This is a genomic window from uncultured Aggregatibacter sp. (assembly GCF_938046485.1).
In the GTDB taxonomy this organism is placed as follows: domain Bacteria; phylum Pseudomonadota; class Gammaproteobacteria; order Enterobacterales; family Pasteurellaceae; genus Aggregatibacter.
On the sequence record NZ_CALIWN010000031.1, the window covers coordinates 52,873 to 69,841 of the forward strand.

At 39.1% G+C, this 16,969-nt stretch carries 16 protein-coding genes; 5 read left to right on the plus strand and 11 right to left on the minus strand.

All coding sequences use genetic code 11. The annotated features are described in order from the left end of the window. Nucleotides 1–108: 108 nt before the first annotated feature. Entirely contained in the window at nucleotides 109–1,113 is a 1,005-nt protein-coding gene (gap, locus tag Q0203_RS03905; protein ID WP_021615630.1) for a type I glyceraldehyde-3-phosphate dehydrogenase, read from the minus strand. 234 nt (nucleotides 1,114–1,347) lie between these two features. On the opposite strand from gap, the gene gmk reads away from it, so the two are divergent. The 5 genes from gmk (at nucleotide 1,348) to murI (ending at nucleotide 7,429) form a co-directional block, all read left to right on the plus strand. Continuing rightward, nucleotides 1,348–1,974 (plus strand): guanylate kinase, encoded by a 627-nt coding sequence (gene gmk / locus Q0203_RS03910; protein ID WP_297929701.1) that lies wholly within the window; start codon nucleotides 1,348–1,350, stop codon nucleotides 1,972–1,974. A 62-nt stretch (nucleotides 1,975–2,036) separates the two neighbouring features. Beyond that, nucleotides 2,037–2,303 (plus strand): DNA-directed RNA polymerase subunit omega, encoded by a 267-nt coding sequence (gene rpoZ, locus Q0203_RS03915; protein ID WP_021615632.1) that lies wholly within the window; start codon nucleotides 2,037–2,039, stop codon nucleotides 2,301–2,303. A 44-nt stretch (nucleotides 2,304–2,347) separates the two neighbouring features. Continuing rightward, on the plus strand, nucleotides 2,348–4,471 hold the full coding sequence (spoT, locus tag Q0203_RS03920) for a bifunctional GTP diphosphokinase/guanosine-3',5'-bis pyrophosphate 3'-pyrophosphohydrolase (protein WP_021615633.1): 2,124 nt from the start codon (nucleotides 2,348–2,350) through the stop codon (nucleotides 4,469–4,471). Continuing rightward, a complete protein-coding gene (recG, locus tag Q0203_RS03925; protein WP_297929703.1) occupies nucleotides 4,471–6,552 on the plus strand; it encodes an ATP-dependent DNA helicase RecG in 2,082 nt (693 codons plus the stop codon). The genes spoT and recG overlap by 1 nt, the downstream gene beginning before the upstream one ends. A 67-nt stretch (nucleotides 6,553–6,619) precedes the next feature. Then, nucleotides 6,620–7,429, plus strand: coding sequence for a glutamate racemase (gene murI / locus Q0203_RS03930; protein WP_297929704.1), 810 nt, complete (start codon nucleotides 6,620–6,622; stop codon nucleotides 7,427–7,429). 38 nt (nucleotides 7,430–7,467) lie between these two features. Here the strand turns inward: murI and pheA are convergent, their stop codons facing one another. The 10 genes from pheA to Q0203_RS03980 form a co-directional block, all read right to left on the minus strand. Next, nucleotides 7,468–8,640, minus strand: a complete 1,173-nt coding sequence (pheA, locus tag Q0203_RS03935) for a prephenate dehydratase (protein WP_297929707.1) — start codon at nucleotides 8,638–8,640, stop codon at nucleotides 7,468–7,470. A gap of 217 nt (nucleotides 8,641–8,857) precedes the next feature. After that, the gene (gene tadF, locus Q0203_RS03940) at nucleotides 8,858–9,478 is read right to left on the minus strand and encodes a tight adherence pilus pseudopilin TadF (RefSeq protein WP_295975759.1); all 621 of its coding nucleotides are present in this window, start codon (nucleotides 9,476–9,478) and stop codon (nucleotides 8,858–8,860) included. Nucleotides 9,479–9,529: 51 nt separating this feature from the next. Next, a complete protein-coding gene (locus tag Q0203_RS03945; RefSeq protein ID WP_295975756.1) occupies nucleotides 9,530–10,099 on the minus strand; it encodes a TadE family protein in 570 nt (189 codons plus the stop codon). Nucleotides 10,100–10,116: 17 nt separating this feature from the next. Next, nucleotides 10,117–10,899: a tetratricopeptide repeat protein gene (locus tag Q0203_RS03950; protein ID WP_297929709.1), complete on the minus strand. Its 783-nt coding sequence runs from the start codon at nucleotides 10,897–10,899 to the stop codon at nucleotides 10,117–10,119. Then, nucleotides 10,889–11,749 carry a type II secretion system F family protein gene (locus tag Q0203_RS03955; protein ID WP_297929711.1) on the minus strand — a complete coding sequence of 287 codons (861 nt, stop codon included), beginning with the start codon at nucleotides 11,747–11,749 and terminating at the stop codon, nucleotides 10,889–10,891. The genes Q0203_RS03950 and Q0203_RS03955 overlap by 11 nt, the downstream gene beginning before the upstream one ends. After that, on the minus strand, nucleotides 11,746–12,630 hold the full coding sequence (locus Q0203_RS03960) for a type II secretion system F family protein (RefSeq protein WP_297929713.1): 885 nt from the start codon (nucleotides 12,628–12,630) through the stop codon (nucleotides 11,746–11,748). The genes Q0203_RS03955 and Q0203_RS03960 overlap by 4 nt, the downstream gene beginning before the upstream one ends. Continuing rightward, nucleotides 12,630–13,910: a CpaF family protein gene (locus tag Q0203_RS03965; RefSeq protein WP_297929715.1), complete on the minus strand. Its 1,281-nt coding sequence runs from the start codon at nucleotides 13,908–13,910 to the stop codon at nucleotides 12,630–12,632. Before Q0203_RS03965 ends, Q0203_RS03960 begins: the two co-directional genes overlap by 1 nt. An 11-nt stretch (nucleotides 13,911–13,921) precedes the next feature. Beyond that, nucleotides 13,922–15,052 (minus strand): pilus assembly protein, encoded by a 1,131-nt coding sequence (locus Q0203_RS03970; RefSeq protein ID WP_297929716.1) that lies wholly within the window; start codon nucleotides 15,050–15,052, stop codon nucleotides 13,922–13,924. A gap of 13 nt (nucleotides 15,053–15,065) precedes the next feature. After that, the gene (locus Q0203_RS03975) at nucleotides 15,066–15,569 is read right to left on the minus strand and encodes an RcpB protein (RefSeq protein WP_295975742.1); all 504 of its coding nucleotides are present in this window, start codon (nucleotides 15,567–15,569) and stop codon (nucleotides 15,066–15,068) included. Continuing rightward, complete coding sequence (locus Q0203_RS03980; protein ID WP_297929718.1) at nucleotides 15,566–16,969, minus strand: type II and III secretion system protein family protein; 1,404 nt, start codon at nucleotides 16,967–16,969, stop codon at nucleotides 15,566–15,568. The genes Q0203_RS03975 and Q0203_RS03980 overlap by 4 nt, the downstream gene beginning before the upstream one ends.

Below are 16,969 nucleotides of genomic sequence, written 5' to 3' on the forward strand. Positions count from 1 at the left end.
CGCGTATTTGGTTTTGCAAAAAACACATAGAAAAACGACCGCACTTTTAGCATGATTCATAAAAAAATAGCTCCCATTGGGAGCTATTTTTATGTTGAGGATAAAGAATTAGCCTTTGTAGTTGTGAACGTGCGCAACTAAGTCTAATACTTTGTGAGAATAACCGGTTTCGTTGTCATACCAAGAAACAAGTTTCACGAAGGTATCGGTTAATGCGATACCTGCAGCGGCGTCAAACACAGAAGTGAGTGAACAACCATTGAAGTCAGTAGAAACTACAGCATCTTCAGTATAGCCTAAAACGCCTTTCATTTCGTTCTCTGAAGCACGTTTTAATTCTGCACAGATTTCAGCGTAAGTTGCCGGTTTTTCAAGGTTAACAGTTAAGTCAACAACAGATACGTTTGGTGTAGGAACACGGAACGCCATACCGGTTAATTTGCCGTTTAATGCAGGGATAACTTTACCAACTGCTTTAGCTGCACCGGTAGAAGATGGGATGATATTTTGGGAAGCACCACGACCACCGCGCCAGTCTTTTGCAGATGGACCATCAACGGTTTTTTGTGTTGCTGTGGTTGCGTGAACAGTGGTCATTAAACCATCTTTGATACCGAATTTATCGTTGATCACTTTGGCTAATGGCGCTAAACAGTTCGTTGTACAAGACGCGTTAGAAACGATGTCTTGACCTTTATACGCATCAAAGTTTACACCACGTACAAACATTGGTGTGCTGTCTTTGGATGGACCGGTTAAAACTACTTTTTTCGCACCGGCAGTGATGTGTTTACGAGCAGTCTCATCGGTTAAGAATAAACCGGTGGCTTCAACAGCAACATCAACGCCGATAGCGCCCCAATTAAGATTTGCCGGATCACGTTCAGATGTCACACGGATAGTTTTGCCGTTGACCACGAGGTTGCCGTCTTTTACTTCAACAGTGCCATCAAAGCGACCGTGAGTTGAATCATATTTTAACATGTAAGCCATGTATTCAACGTCGATTAAGTCGTTGATACCCACCACTTCAATGTCATCACGATGTTGTGCTGCACGGAACACGATGCGGCCGATACGACCGAAACCATTGATACCAATTTTAATAGCCATAAGTTTTCACCTTATATTTTTAAGTTAAACAAAAAGGTTAAATAGGCATGGAGGTTTGTTTTCTCTCTACCAATTTTGAGGGGGATTATAACATACTTTCTTGAATTTGAGAATGCGCCTCTCAAAAACACACAAGACTGCCGTCTCAAAAATTTTGTTAAAAACGACCGCACTTTTGCTGATTTTTTATTGGGTTAGAGGCATAATAAGCTAAATTATCGATGAGAGAATAATATGTTACAAGGCAATTTATACATTATTTCTGCACCGAGTGGTGCCGGCAAATCTTCATTAATTAGCGCATTATTGAAACGTGTCAACAGCCATAAAATGATGGTTTCCGTATCACATACTACTCGACTCCCCCGCCCGGGTGAGCAAGAAGGCGTGCATTATTATTTTGTTTCACATAATGAGTTCGAAAATTTAATCGAACAAAACGCATTCTTAGAATATGCCAAAGTGTTTGGGGGCAATTATTACGGCACCTCTTTGTTTGCCATTGAAGAAAATTTAGCGAAAGGCACTGATGTGTTTCTCGATATTGATTGGCAAGGGGCACAACAAATCCGTGAAAAAGTTCCTCACGTAAAAAGCATTTTTATTTTGCCGCCCTCATTAAGCGAACTCGAAAAACGCTTAATCGGACGTGGACAAGACTCTGCCGAAGTCATTGCCGGCCGCATGGAAAAAGCCATGAGCGAAATCTCTCATTATGACGAATATGACTATGTCATTGTAAACGATGATTTCGAACAAGCACTTGTTGATTTACAAGCTATTTTGCGCGCAGAGCGTTTAACAACACGTCATCAACAACAAGAAAACAAAGGCTTAATTGAACAATTACTGGCAAACTAAAGGCAGTTTTAGTATCATATTGCCCCTTTAGATTCATTAGATTTAGCAAACTGGAGTAATTTATGGCTCGTGTCACCGTGCAAGATGCAGTAGAAAAAATTGGTAACCGTTTTGATTTGATTTTAACTGCGGCTCGTCGTGCAAGACAATTGCAGTTACATACCCGCGAACCCTTGGTGCCGGAAGATAACGATAAGCCGACAGTTATCGCCTTGCGTGAAATTGAAAAAGGTCTCATTAACAATGAAATTTTAGACGCGCAGGAACGCCAAGATCATTTGGCACATGAACGTGTTGAAGTGAGCGCTGTGTCTTTGTTATCTGAATAAAGTGCGGTTAATATTTACAACGTTTTTCATCGGTTGGGTGTGTTTTGTATCTATTCGAAGGGTTAAATCATATTATTCAGGAATACTTACCGCCTGAACAAATTGAATTAGTTAAACGTGCATTTGTGATTGCTCGCGATGCGCACGAAGGACAGTCTCGCTCAAGCGGCGAACCTTATATCACCCACCCTGTTGCTGTCGCCTCTATTATTGCCGAAATGCGTTTGGATCATGAGGCGGTTATGGCAGCTTTATTACATGATGTCATTGAAGATACGCCTTATACCGAAGAACAGTTGAAAGAGGAATTCGGCGCCAGTGTCGCGGAAATCGTGGAAGGCGTCTCTAAGTTAGACAAACTCAAATTCAGAACGCGCCAAGAAGCGGAAGTGGCGAACTTCCGTAAGATGATCTTGGCAATGACCAAGGACATTCGCGTTGTTCTTATTAAACTTGCCGACCGTACCCATAATATGCGCACACTTAGCGCATTACGTCCTGATAAACGTCGTCGTATCGCCAAAGAAACCCTTGAAATTTACGCTCCGCTTGCTCATCGTTTAGGCATTGAACATATTAAAAATGAACTGGAAGATCTTGGCTTTGAAGCCATGCATCCGCAACGTTATGCCGTGCTGCAAAAGGTTGTGCAAATCGCACGCGGCAATCGTAAAGATATGATTGAGCGTATTTCTGCCGAAATTAAAGGTCGATTAGACGATGTGGGCATTCAAGCACGCGTATTTGGACGCGAGAAACATCTCTATGCCATCTACCAAAAAATGCGCTTAAAAGATCAGCAGTTTCATTCCATTATGGATATTTATGCATTCCGCACCGTTGTAGAGAACGTGGATACCTGCTATCGCGTCTTGGGACAAATGCACAGCCTGTATAAACCACGCCCGGGGCGGGTTAAAGATTATATTGCCGTGCCAAAAGCCAATGGCTATCAGTCTTTACATACATCGATGATCGGTCCACATGGTGTGCCTGTTGAAGTGCAGATTCGCACAGAAGAAATGGATCAAATGGCAGAAATGGGTGTGGCAGCACATTGGGCGTATAAACAAGGCGGAAGAAATGACAGTACGCCAGCGCAAATTCGTGCACAACGTTGGCTGCAAAGTTTGGTGGAGCTGCAACAAAGTGCGGGGAACTCGTTTGAATTTATTGAAAGTGTAAAATCCGAATTCTTCCCGAAAGAAATTTATGTTTTTACACCGAAAGGACGCATTGTTGAATTGCCGAAAGGCGCAACACCGGTCGATTTTGCCTACGCAGTACACACGGATATAGGTAAAAATTGTGTAGCTGCAAACGTGGATCGCAAGCCGTATCCATTATCCCAACCTTTAGAGTCTGGACAGACCATTGATATTTTAACCTCACCAAATGCACGTCCAAATGTGGCTTGGTTAAATTTTGTCGTTACCGCTAAAGCCCGTTCCAGTATCCGCCATGCCTTAAAAGATTTACGCCGTGATGAAGCAATTGAGTCGGGCAAGCGTCAATTGGCACACGCCTTAAGTCCGTTAAAACTGGAAGAACTTAATCCGGAATTTATTCAACAGGTATTAGCGGATCTCAAACTCACCAGCCTGAACGATGTCTTTATGGAAATCGGTTTGGGCAATCAAATGAGTACGGTGATTGCCCATCGTTTGTTGGGAGAATCGATCGAAATTGATACGGATGGTAATCCGGATAATAATGCGACGCCATTAGAAATTACTGCCAATGGTGGTTTATTGACTACTTTTGCGCAGTGTTGCCATCCGGTCCCGGGTGATCCGATTATTGCTTACGCGAGTCCGGGGAAAGGTTTAGTGATTCATCATGAAGCTTGCTCAAATCTCAAAGATCGTAAAGACAATCCTAAACATTATATGCCTGTGGATTGGGAGAAAAGTGATACTCAAATTGAATTTGAGACGGAACTACGTATTGAGATGATCAATCAGCAAGGCACTTTACCACATTTGATGTCCACGATCTCCTCCATGGACAGCAATATTCAAAGCATTTGGACAGAAGAGCAAGAGGGGCGTTTATATCAAATCATCGTCTTATTAACAGTAAAAGATAATAAACATTTGGCAAATATTATCCGTAAAATCAAGCAAATGCCTGAACTGATTCACATTGAACGTAATATAAACCAATAATGCACGCCCAATTATTAGATGCCATTCCACTCACCGCCATCTCCGGTGTCGGCGCTGCAATTGCAGAAAAATTAGGTAAGTTGGGCATTTTCAATCTGCAAGACCTTCTCTTTCATCTCCCTCTACGTTATGAAGATCGTACCCGAATTACGCCCATTGTTGATCTTCGTCCCGAGCAATATGCCACCATCGAGGGCGTAGTTCAGAGCGCAGAAGTGCAATTTGGTCGTCGCCCCATGCTGATGGTTTACCTTTCCGATGGTACATCCAAGTTAGCATTACGTTTTTTCAATTTTAATGCCGGCATGAAAAATAGCTTACAGCCAGGTGCTCGCGTGAAAGCCTTTGGCGAAGTACGCCGTGGGCGTTTTATGGCGGAGATTCATCATCCGGAATATCAAATTATTCATGACAATAAACCCCTCGTTTTGGCGGAAACGCTAACGCCTATTTATCCTGCTACAGAAGGATTAAAACAAACGTCGTTGCGTAAATTAATTACGCAAGCTTTGTTGGTCTTAGAGAAAACGCCTTTGGCTGAGTTGTTGCCTGCAGAGTTTAATCCGCACCCTTTTGATTTGAAATCGGCAATTCAGTTTTTACACAATCCGTCGCCGGATGTTTCTTTGGCGATATTGGAAGAAGGTAAACACCCTGCACAACAGCGTCTAATTTTTGAAGAATTGCTGGCATACAATCTCGCGATGCAAAAAGTGCGGTCAGGAATTCAGGAGAATTTTGCGGAACCCTTGTGTGCACAATCAGATTTAAAACAACGCTTTTTAGCACAATTACCTTTCACACCGACCCATGCGCAATTACGTGTTACCCAAGAGATTGAACAGGATTTACAACAAAATTATCCCATGATGCGCTTGGTACAAGGCGATGTAGGATCCGGTAAAACATTGGTCGCGGCACTGGCGGCGTTGACGGCCATTGATAATGGCAAACAAGTGGCATTGATGGCGCCAACGGAGATTTTGGCGGAACAGCATGCCACGAATTTCCGTCGCTGGTTTGAGCCGCTTGGTATTCAAGTCGGTTGGTTGGCAGGAAAAGTCAAAGGAAAGCAACGTATTGCCGAGTTGGAAAAAATAAAAAACGGTGAAGTTCAAATGGTGGTCGGGACACACGCCCTATTCCAAGATGAAGTCGAATTTCATCATCTGAGTTTGGTGATTGTGGATGAGCAACATCGTTTTGGCGTACACCAACGTTTAATGTTGCGTGAAAAAGGTAACCAAGCAGGCGTTTATCCTCACCAACTTATTATGACTGCCACACCGATTCCTCGCACATTAGCCATGACCGTATATGCCGATTTGGACACCTCAATTATTGACGAACTGCCGCCGGGGCGTACACCCATTACGACGATTGCTATCTCTGAAGAGCGTCGCGCAGAAATTATCGAACGGGTCAATGTGGCCTGTACACAAGAAAAACGGCAGGCTTATTGGGTTTGCACCCTAATTGATGAATCGGAAGTGCTAGAAGCGCAGGCAGCAGAAGCTGTCGCAGAAGATCTCCATAAAATCTTACCGCACTTGCGTATTGGCTTAGTCCATGGGCGAATGAAACCCAGTGAAAAACAAGCTGTCATGGAGAAATTCAAGCTTGCCGAGCTAGATTTGTTAGTTGCCACCACGGTAATTGAGGTGGGCGTGGATGTGCCAAATGCCAGTTTAATGATCATTGAAAATGCTGAGCGTTTAGGACTTTCCCAGCTTCATCAGCTTCGCGGACGTGTGGGGCGAGGAAGTACTGCCTCTTTTTGTGTCTTGATGTATAAACCGCCACTTGGCAAAATTTCGCAGAAACGTCTGCAGGTCATGCGTGACACGCAAGATGGCTTTGTGATTTCGGAAAAAGATTTAGAAATTCGTGGCCCGGGTGAAATGCTTGGTACGAAACAAACCGGCATAACCGAATTCAAAGTGGCAAACCTCATGCGTGATCGTAAAATGCTCCCAACCGTCCAATTTTATGCTAAACAATTAGTACAAAAATATCCGCAGCAGGCAGACTTGCTCATTCGCCGCTGGCTGAATAATCGAGAGATTTACGGTAATGTTTAATGCTGAGATGATGGACATATTTTGAAACAACGTATTAAGAGACAAAAGCTGATTTGACAGGTGAATTATGACAGCGTTATCCAAACCTAGAATCCTCTTTTTTGATTCCGGCGTCGGAGGGTTAAGCGTTTACCAAGAAGTCCAAAAACGACTCCCAGATTGTCATTATCTCTATTGTTTTGATAATGCATTTTTCCCCTATTCTGAAAAATCGGAAGCACTCATTATTGAGCGTGTGAATAAAATTTGCACGCACCTTGATCGCTTATATGCCTTAGATCTCATTGTTATTGCTTGTAATACGGCCAGTACCATCGTATTACCCTCATTACGCCAACATTTCTCTATTCCCATTGTTGGCACGGTTCCCGCCATTAAGCCAGCAGCAGAATACTCTTCGACAAAGCATATTGGTTTATTAGCCACAAAAGGAACTGTTAAACGAGAATATATCGATCATTTAATTGAAAAATATGCACAATCTTGTCGAGTTGAAAAAATCGGCAGCACCAAACTTGTCGAACTAGCAGAACGTAAATTACGTGGTTATCCTATTGATTTAAATGAAATAAGAACGGAGTTAAGCGAATGGATAATGATGCCCGATTTAGATGCGATTGTGCTGGGTTGTACACATTTTCCGCTCATAAAATCGGAAATTCAGCAATGCTTACCACAAGTGAGCCATTTCATTGATTCAGGGGAAGCAATCGCTAAACGAATAGCCTTTTTACTAAATGAAGTCAAAGTGCGGTCAAAAAATCATATGATTTCTCAAGTGTTTTATACAAAGCCATTTATCATTGAAGACGACTTATCAGAATGTCTTCATGCGCTTGGCTTTGAACAATTTAGCTTAATCCATATAAACAGTTAAAATTTCGACCGCACTTTTGATTGTGTTATGCCATCACATTATTGGGAGTCAGGTAAAATTTTAGTGGGTGTGACAATTTCACTTGGATAACATCCTAAAATTTTCAACTGGTGGCTAACTTGTTTTAATTCTTCCAATGCAGCCTGCGTGTCAGGATGATGAATATTCGCCTCAATTTCCAAATAAAACATTTCCTGCCATGGTTTCCCATAAATCGGACGGGAAGCTAATTTTGTCATGTTGATATTGTGTTTTTTAAACACCCACAACGCCTCCACCAAAGCACCAGCCTGCTGCCCCGTACTCATTAACAAGAGTGTTTTTGTATGAATTTGTGGCGAAACATTATGCGATTCTTTCGCGATAACAATAAAGCGAGTGATATTGTTTTCTTGGTTGGCAATATTGCGTTTCAGCACAGTCAAACCGTATAACTTTCCCCCTTCTTCGCTGCCCAAGGCGGCAATATTGGGTTTGTTCAATCCGGCAACCAACTGCATAGCATGAGAACTGCTTTCACAATATTCAATATGTACGCGATCTAAACCATGGATAAATTGACTACATTGCTGAATCACCTGAGGATGGCTATATAGGGTATCAATTTGACTTAACTCATGCTGCCCATTGACTAAAACGCAGTGCTGAATAGGATAAGCCAATTCCCCCACCAAAGACAAATCAGTGTGTTGCAACAGATCATAAACTTCGTTAATCGTGCCGGATGTGGTATTTTCCAATGGGAGAACACCATAATCTGCTTCACCGTTTTGCACTTTAGCAAAAACCTGATCAAAACTGGCACAACTTATTTCCACCAATTCTTCTTGGTATCGAGTGGCATAATTTCGTGCTGCCAAATGAGAATAAGATCCTCGCTTGCCGAGAAAGGCAATGTGGATGTTCTCCTCGCGTTGTGAATTCAACTTTTTCTGTAAATAAACTTGTTGCGTCAGCACCGAATCTTCAATAATTTTTTGGAAAATTGCAGTAATATATTGTGGCTCAAGTTGATAATTTTCATTTTCAGAAAATTGCACTAACTCTTGTAACAGCTGTTCTTCACGCACCACATCACGTAATGGCTTCTGTGTCATTTCTTTACTACGCGCCACATCAAACGCAAGACGATGACGCTCGGAAAGTAACTTTAATAAACTGCGGTCAATTTGGGTAATCTGCTGTCGAATTTCACTTAAATCCAATGACATAACTTTTCCTTTATTTGAATACTATTGCGTTTTTCAGTTCAAATTTTTTGGTATCGACGAGGAATTATCAGAAATTTCCTTAACGAATCAGCAACAATAAAGCATTTGCCGGTGCTAAGTTACCATAAAGAAACTGCACCATACTAGGACAATATGCCTAATCTTAGTGCAGTATATAAGACAAGTGGTTTATCAAGCTGGGATTATACTCTAACAACTATTTCGCCCGAGCCGGTGCAAATGTTGAAGAACGTAGAAAACCGTTAGAAACCGTTCCCTTTTGCGCAATCATGCTCTGAAAAAAGCTATTCACTTCTACGCACAATGTAACTTGATAAAGAGGGATCTTCCGTAAATTATTCGTTTCTGAACGAGGAGAAAGATGCTCTAATGTATTCAATGGTTTATATGGCTCACAAGCGGACGAATTACTCACTTTATCATATTGCTTTGAGTCAGGAGAAAAACGTTCCAAAGTCACTTTTGCTTTGTTCGCATTTCGATCGCCAAATAACATCAAGTTTGCTAACTGAATATATTGGTTCAAATCACCATCACTGCTACCAACAACGCTAAAACCGCCGGCAGCACCTTTTGTACCATCCGTTAATACTGCGTTACCGTTGTCACTATACAATTGAACCCTTTCACGTAATATACTCACTAAAGATAGAGAAGTATTATCTAACTTTGCTTGGGTCGAACGCTGAACGACTAAATCGGCTAGGAACGCAAAAACAATAACTAAAATCATCAGCGTAAGCGCAAATTCAATCGTCACTGAGCCTTTTTTACTTTGTCTAAAAGAACTCACTCGATTTAAAAAATTATTATTCATACCGTCTACCATAATTTTGTCGCAAACAAACCTAGCCAACTCTCTGGATGATTAAGGCGTAACAGGAAATTGAGAACGTTGCCATTCCTGCACCATAACAAATTCTCTGGTTAAAACATGTTGAACTAAAGAATTCGGAACAAAGGGCACCGGAACCAAAAACTTATACTTATACACGACCGTATAATAAGCTAATGTCGAACCTTTCCCATCTGTATCATATTGTGTTGCTCCACTCGATGATGGAATTTTTTTGAAGTCTTTATTTAGCAACGCATTGATACAAGATTTCCCTTGAGAACAATTAACATATTTGACATCAACATCATAACCGTTATTTTTATCTAACTGAAGGAAATTTCCTAATGTTGACTTCTCTTGTGCGTTAAGTTGCTTCTGAAGATTATTTTTAAAGACATTCAGATAACTGCCTTTACCATCATATTCATTCTTTGAAATTCTAACACTTTCAGTCACTGCCAAATCCCAATAGCTTGTTGTAATAGCAATCCGACAGAACTCTAGAATCAAACATACGGCAAGGAAATAAAAAGCAATTGTTAACACGAACTCAACAGGGGCTGCACCTCTATTACCTAATACAAACTTCTTTAGTTTCATATCAACGTTCCTGAAAATTATTTTGCAATATAATCTGAAATGCGTTCTGTTTTTCTAAGTGCATCAATTAACGAATCTGGTGAGGTATTCAAATTTTCTTTCAGGATAATATCTTTCGCATAATCAAGTTCATTGTTCTTCACTAAAGCAAAAACTAAATTATGAACCAAACGTTGCTCTCTAATACCATTCAAATATTGCGGCAATAATAAAGAAATTGCATTACGATAATCACCATTAATAATGCTTAACATTGCTAAGTTATTAATTGCAATAACATCATTCAGAAAATACTCGCGAGCTTTATCAAAATTCTCTCTTGCGCTATTTAAATCATTTAAATGCGCATAAGTCACACCGCGTAAATTATAAACTTCACCATTCGTTGGAGAGGATGATAACACCGCATTTTCAACATCCAATGCTTCTCTATAGCGTTTTAGCATATTGAGATTCTTAGCCTGCAAAATCTTTGCCTTTTCAGCCAAAGAACCGCCGGAACTTAAGATAGGCTGCAAATACAATAAAGATGAACTACTATCTCCTTTCTTGTAGTAAGCTTCAGATAATTTATAACGTGTTAATAAATCATCTTCATTTTTTAGAATACTACGATACATTGAAATCAACGCATCATAATTTCGCGTATTTTGATACAAGGTTTCTTTAGTTGTAATGCTTTCATCATCTGTGTAAACTCCAGCATCATCGGTGGAGCCACCCTCAAACATAGATGAACAAGCACTAATAGACAATAAAACACTACAAAATAAAGTTTTTTTGATAAGTTTAAAAGACATTTGGAAATACCCTCAATACGCCAGGAGCTAAAATTAATATAATAATCGGGAACATGATAAAAAGAATCAACGGAACGCTCATTTTAGCAGAAAGAGTCCCTAGTTTTTCTTCTATCGTTAATAACTGTAACTCTCGAATATCACTAGAAAGCTGGATGAGCTGATCATAGATAGACGAACCAAAATTTAAACTTTGTTGCATTACTGTACAAAACATTCTGATTTCAGTAGTCGGTAATGAAATTGCCAAATCTTGTAGTGCCTGCGACATACCTGTCAGCTCAGATTTTCGAATGACTCTCAACATAACATAAGATAAATCCGGATTTAGCTTTTTAAAATCTGTTGCAACCTGTTTTAATGCCGCTTCAATACTCACCCCTGTTTGCACATTAACTGCAACAAGATCAATAAAACTGGTTAAATCATTCATTATTTTTTTAGTTTTGGATTTTAAGACAAAACCGGTAAGAAATCCAGGAACAACGATAATGCCAATAAAAATCAATAAACAACTAATAATTAGGGAAAAACCCTCAGCATCTCGACCAAAAAACAAGTAATATACAAAGAATACTAAAGTCATAATCGCTAATTTTAGCTTAATATTCTTATCAATAATTCCCAAAACCTTTAATAAAGGATTATTATTAATTAATAACAATTCAAGTTCAATTTGCTGCTTTGTCTTATTTTTATTCGCTGCATCAGACTCATTAGCTTCAGAGAATCTACCGGCCAGAATATCTTCATTACGACGAAGGTTCTTACCACCCGAAATTGATATAAATAGTAGAACAAGAGAAAACGCAATAACTAATAGGTAAATTAGAAGTAATTTTACTGTCATGTTGACTTCCTCATTAATCCCCAAATAATCAACATACCAAACGCAACACTACCAAACACATAATATAATATATATCGCCCTGTAGGATCGGTGGTAATAAACTCAAAATTCTCCGGCATTGTAAATTTCATGAAAATAAAGAACCCAATAGGGAAACAAGCCACAATCATTGCTGACATTCTTGCTTCCGATGTCATTGCTTTTTTCTTTTTTTCCATCTTAGTACTATCGGCAATAACGCGTCCTAATCTTGATATAACCTCTTTTATCTGTCCCCCTTTACTCAGATTGGTCCGGATAATCGTAATAAAAAAGTAAAATTCTTTATATGGATAACGTGTATAACTCTCATCAAAAACAGCGATTGGATCCTCACCGATAGCCAAACGTCTATGAATATTTCTGAACTCAGCACCTAACTGCCCTGTCAATTCTTGTCCACAACGTTCCAGCCCTTGTAATAACCCTGCACCGGAAGAAGATGCTGCTATCAAAATCTGAATAACCTCTGGGAATACATTATTAAATACTTTTCTATTACGTCGTTGGCCTAACTTCCATATAAACATAACAAAAGCAAAAACAAAAATAATACTAAAGGTTAGTCTATCAATATGAATATAACTCACATTAATTGCAAAAAAAGCTAAGAATGATAAGACGCTAATTACACTATTCCGCAGAATATTCTTTCGTTGCCCACCTGAAAAATAGAATAACCATAGCGACAACTTAGACTTAATACCTTGAGCAAAGGTTTCTAATTTGTTCTCTGTACTATTATATTCATTAATTTTTTTCTTAGTCACAAACCAACTGGTCAATACATAAATGACTAACAATCCACCGAAGGCTAAAAGAATATAATAAAGTAAAGACATTAGTTCACTTCTCCAAAAATACTTTGCAATTCATTGCTAAGATTAAACACCTGTGCATTTTGGAAAACAACAGAGCGACTTAATAATCCATGATTGATAAACTCACCCATAATTTTCCCATTCGCATCACGGTATCTACTTGCCTTATAACTAAAAATATCCTGTAGAACAACCTGTCCATTTTCCATTCCCATCACTTCTGTGATGTTCATAATTTTTCTTGAACCATCATTGAGTCGGGAAGCTTGCACAATAACATTTACCGCAGATGAAATATTTCTCCGAATAGCCTCTAAAGGTAATGCCGCACTCGACATCATTACCATACTTTCTAGACGTGATATTGCGTCTCTCGGGCTATTCGCATGCAGAGTAGACATTGAGCCATCATGACCGGTATTCATTGCTTGCAACATTTGGAATGCTTCTCCACCACGACATTCCCCTACAATGATACGTTCAGGCCGCATACGCAAAGCATTAATCACCAAATCCTGCATACTCACCTCACCGGTATGCTCCACCCCGGCTAAACGTGTTTCTAGACGTACAACATGAGGTTGCTCTAAACGTAGCTCTGCCGTATCCTCAAGGGTAATAACCCGCTCAGTATGAGAAATATAGTTAGATAACGCATTTAATAACGTTGTTTTACCTGAACCTGTCCCCCCCGATACGATGATATTGACACGAGATCTTGCTGCTATAATTAAAAAGTTCGCCATATCACGCGTCATGGAACCAAAGCTTACCAACTCCTGTAAACTCTTTTTATTCTTACTGAATTTACGAATAGAAATAGACGTACCATCTAATGCAATAGGTGCAATAACGACATTTAAACGGCTACCGTCCGGTAAGCGAGAGTCTACCAGAGGACTACTATCATCAATACGACGACCTACTCGCGCAACCAAACGTTTTGCAATATCTGTCAACTGCTCATTATTGATAAATGTTTTATCTGTTTTTTCAAGAATACCTGCACGTTCCACCCAGATATCATTAGGACCGTTAACTAAAATATCATTTACCGTATCATCTGACATTAATTCTCGTAGTGGACCATAGCCACCGATTTCATCCGCCACCATTTCTGCCATGGCAAGTGCATCAGCAGACGAAATATACACGGAACTTTTATTAGCAACCCGGTTAACAATTTGAATTAACTCATTTACTAATAAGTTTCTGTCAGTTTGAAGCTGATCAATCTTTTCAATATCAAGATTACTTAAAACTTCACTTCTAAAAAATATCTGTTGCTCTTTAGTTAACATTTTTGACTATTCTACTTGTTAATGAGTTTTTCAAGGATTTGAGAAAATAGACTTTTCTTTTCTTTATCACCTAATTTACTATTACGTGAAACGGCACCTATAATTTTCATGGCTAAAGAGTTCATTTCTTTTTTCCCCTCTTTACCAAGATTAATATCTAATACCGTTTTTGTATTGGTATTTTTAATAAATGGTATTACACCATCAATTTGCGTTCCTAATAACACTTGAATATCACTTTTCGCCATTAACTTAGAGGTTTCAAGGCGGCTATCTGATATACAGACAAATGTTCTAATAGGTTTTCCTTGTGAACTACGGATACGCTCGCACTCATCTAAAAACTGTTTGGCTACTCTCAAAGAACTAATTTTTCGTTCTACAACTAATACAACATTGCTGTACTCATTTAAAAAATGAGAAAAATCATCCTTATGCACGTTATAAAGTGCCTGATCGTAAATAATAAAGTTATATTTATCTAACACCGCTTTAGAGAGTTGCTCTAGATTACCATCAAATAAATCAAGATGAGGGGCACCCTCAGTAATACTATTAGACAAACGTTTATCAAATAAAAGGTCAAGATCGTGAGATCCATTTAGCCCTTGAGCTAATAAGGTTGGAACCGCTTTATTTCGTGCGATTTCACTTGCAATATGAGCACTAATTAAGCTTGTACCGATTCCACCTTTACAACCTAAAATAGCAATTTTTACAGTATCTCTTACTCTCGGAATATTGACGCCAGAGACAATTTTATCAGCCATCTGGATTAATTGCGTGTGAGAGTTAAAGTATAAGACACCTTCTCCTAATAATTTTTGAGATAACGAAATAGAATCACTATCACCAACAACACAACACCAAACATTTTGGGGAACAACACTAAAGACATGATCAATAATTGTTTTATTATTTGATTCATTCCCGGCATCAATAATCACGCCTACATAATTTTCCGCAGCAAAAGACAAGCCTTCAGAAGAAACAAAAACATCTCGTTTAACAATTTCGATATTTTCTAAACCTCTCGTACGTAAAACTTGAGCGACTTCGCTTAAGATATTTTCACGTTGAGAAACGACAGCAATAATTCTTGCGTTATCAAACGAAACTGTTTCTTGATCCAGTAATAACATATAAATACCTACTTTAATACTTTAATTGAATACGTTCATTGCTTTTTAGTGCACAAGACGTTTCATTCGGATTCCAAAATACAGACTCTCCATAGCGAGCTCGACAAGTTGCTTTCTTCGCAGCATACTGGCTCACTTCAACATAAAGAGGATAAGTTGTATTTTTATACTTTCCACCCACAATCTGAATAGCATTCTTAGAAATACCGGCTTTAACTAAATCAGTATGTAACGCTTCCGCTTTCGTTTTAGCAGGGGAAGTGTGCCAAATAATTTTTACCTTCTTCTTTTTATTACTACCAATATCACGAATAATGGTATCTAAGAGAATCGTATAATCACGCTCGGTAATCGTTGCTAGAGGATATCGATTAATCAACTCAACCCGATTAAACTCACTATTTTGCGTTGCTTGTGCAACGGAAGCATCTTGAACTAATTCGCTTGATGCAAAAGTATGTAGCGATACAGAAACACCAATCAATGCTAAAAATGTATTAAAAGTTAACTTACTCATTGGATGAACCCACTATTCTTTAAGAAATTGGTTGTTAACGTATTATGGTAGCCATCTTTTAATGGCGTTGTATGGAAATAGCGCTCCATTGTGCCGGTTTGTTCGAATGTTGGATATACGACATCTTTCCCATCAACCGGTCTGACAGTGTTCACTGTCGCCACAATAATCAATTCTTTCTTATCTCGATTTGTTGTTGCGCTGCGGAAGAACGAACCAAGAATTGGAATATCACCTAATACAGGGATTTTATTAATCCCTTCAAGGTCCGTAGCACTAAACAGTCCTCCAATGATGAAACTTTCGCCATCAGCCACTTCAAATAAAGATTTTGATTTTCTCGTATTAAAATAAGGAAGACTGCCATCACTACCAAAATTATAATTGCCGGCAATAGAACTCACGCTTTGATCAAGCACTAAACGAATTCGATTATTTTTCTGCACTTTCGCAGCCACAAATAATTTAACACCGAATTCTTTATATATAATTGTCGCACGGCCATTATTATCACGCTGAACAAATGGTACTTCCCCACCAATTAAAATATCGGCAGTCTCACCTGAAAGCATAGAAATATTTGGTTCAGCCAAAATTTTACCGTTTGATTGATCGTCTAAGGCATTAATAAAGGCCGCAAGTCCCGGTGCAGTAATGGTCAAACCACCTTGTGCACCAGTATATCCACCACCAAAACCAAAGCTTCCGCCAAAGACCGCACTTCCATTTCCACTTAATGGTCCCGTTCCTTGTATATGGCCCCAATTAATCCCCATTGCTTCAGATATTTTTTTATTTACTTCCACAACCGTTAATTTTACATTAACTTGTGTGGCATCACCGACATTAGCATTATCAACCACATTCTCATAGTTGTATTTATCCAAGAATGGGAATGTTTCATCACCTAATTTAGTTTCAATAACTTTTCTTTTTCCGCCCATCGCCTCACCAACAATGCGGTGAACCTCATCACTTTCTTCCTGTGTTTTTGCTTTACCTTCAATCACATAGGCTTTACCGACTTTCTTAACAGAAAGGTTAGAATTCGGGAAACGAGCCTTAAGTTGGTTATTTGTATCATTGATACTACTTACAACCGAATCCACATTTACAGTGTCTGATGTCAAAGGACGACCATCTGCACCAAAAGACGTCACTTCAGCACGCCCTTCATCTTTAGCATAAATAATAAAGGTGTTATCGTCTAAAATTTCATAATCAGCCACATTGGGAGAAGAAACAAAAATGGTGTCTATTTTTTCTTTAGTTTGAACAAGGCGCGTTGCACCTTTTTCCATAGGAAACGTTTGCGCAGAAACTTGAAAAGAAGCAAAAGCACAAAAGATCAACCCTGAAATGATGTGTTTTTTTCTAAAAATAGAATTCAAAGTCGGCAT

Coding starts and splice junctions, on each gene's coding strand:
- pheA (WP_297929707.1), bottom strand. CDS start 8,640: ATGTCATTGGATTTAAGTGAAATTCGACAGCAGATTACCCAAATTGAC.
- Q0203_RS03965 (WP_297929715.1), bottom strand. CDS start 13,910: ATGTTAACTAAAGAGCAACAGATATTTTTTAGAAGTGAAGTTTTAAGT.
- recG (WP_297929703.1), top strand. CDS start 4,471: ATGCACGCCCAATTATTAGATGCCATTCCACTCACCGCCATCTCCGGT.
- Q0203_RS03970 (WP_297929716.1), bottom strand. CDS start 15,052: ATGTTATTACTGGATCAAGAAACAGTTTCGTTTGATAACGCAAGAATT.
- Q0203_RS03955 (WP_297929711.1), bottom strand. CDS start 11,749: ATGACAGTAAAATTACTTCTAATTTACCTATTAGTTATTGCGTTTTCT.
- Q0203_RS03975 (WP_295975742.1), bottom strand. CDS start 15,569: ATGAGTAAGTTAACTTTTAATACATTTTTAGCATTGATTGGTGTTTCT.
- murI (WP_297929704.1), top strand. CDS start 6,620: ATGACAGCGTTATCCAAACCTAGAATCCTCTTTTTTGATTCCGGCGTC.
- gmk (WP_297929701.1), top strand. CDS start 1,348: ATGTTACAAGGCAATTTATACATTATTTCTGCACCGAGTGGTGCCGGC.
- rpoZ (WP_021615632.1), top strand. CDS start 2,037: ATGGCTCGTGTCACCGTGCAAGATGCAGTAGAAAAAATTGGTAACCGT.
- Q0203_RS03960 (WP_297929713.1), bottom strand. CDS start 12,630: ATGTCTTTACTTTATTATATTCTTTTAGCCTTCGGTGGATTGTTAGTC.
- gap (WP_021615630.1), bottom strand. CDS start 1,113: ATGGCTATTAAAATTGGTATCAATGGTTTCGGTCGTATCGGCCGCATC.
- Q0203_RS03950 (WP_297929709.1), bottom strand. CDS start 10,899: ATGTCTTTTAAACTTATCAAAAAAACTTTATTTTGTAGTGTTTTATTG.
- Q0203_RS03980 (WP_297929718.1), bottom strand. CDS start 16,969: ATGCCGACTTTGAATTCTATTTTTAGAAAAAAACACATCATTTCAGGG.
- tadF (WP_295975759.1), bottom strand. CDS start 9,478: ATGAATAATAATTTTTTAAATCGAGTGAGTTCTTTTAGACAAAGTAAA.
- Q0203_RS03945 (WP_295975756.1), bottom strand. CDS start 10,099: ATGAAACTAAAGAAGTTTGTATTAGGTAATAGAGGTGCAGCCCCTGTT.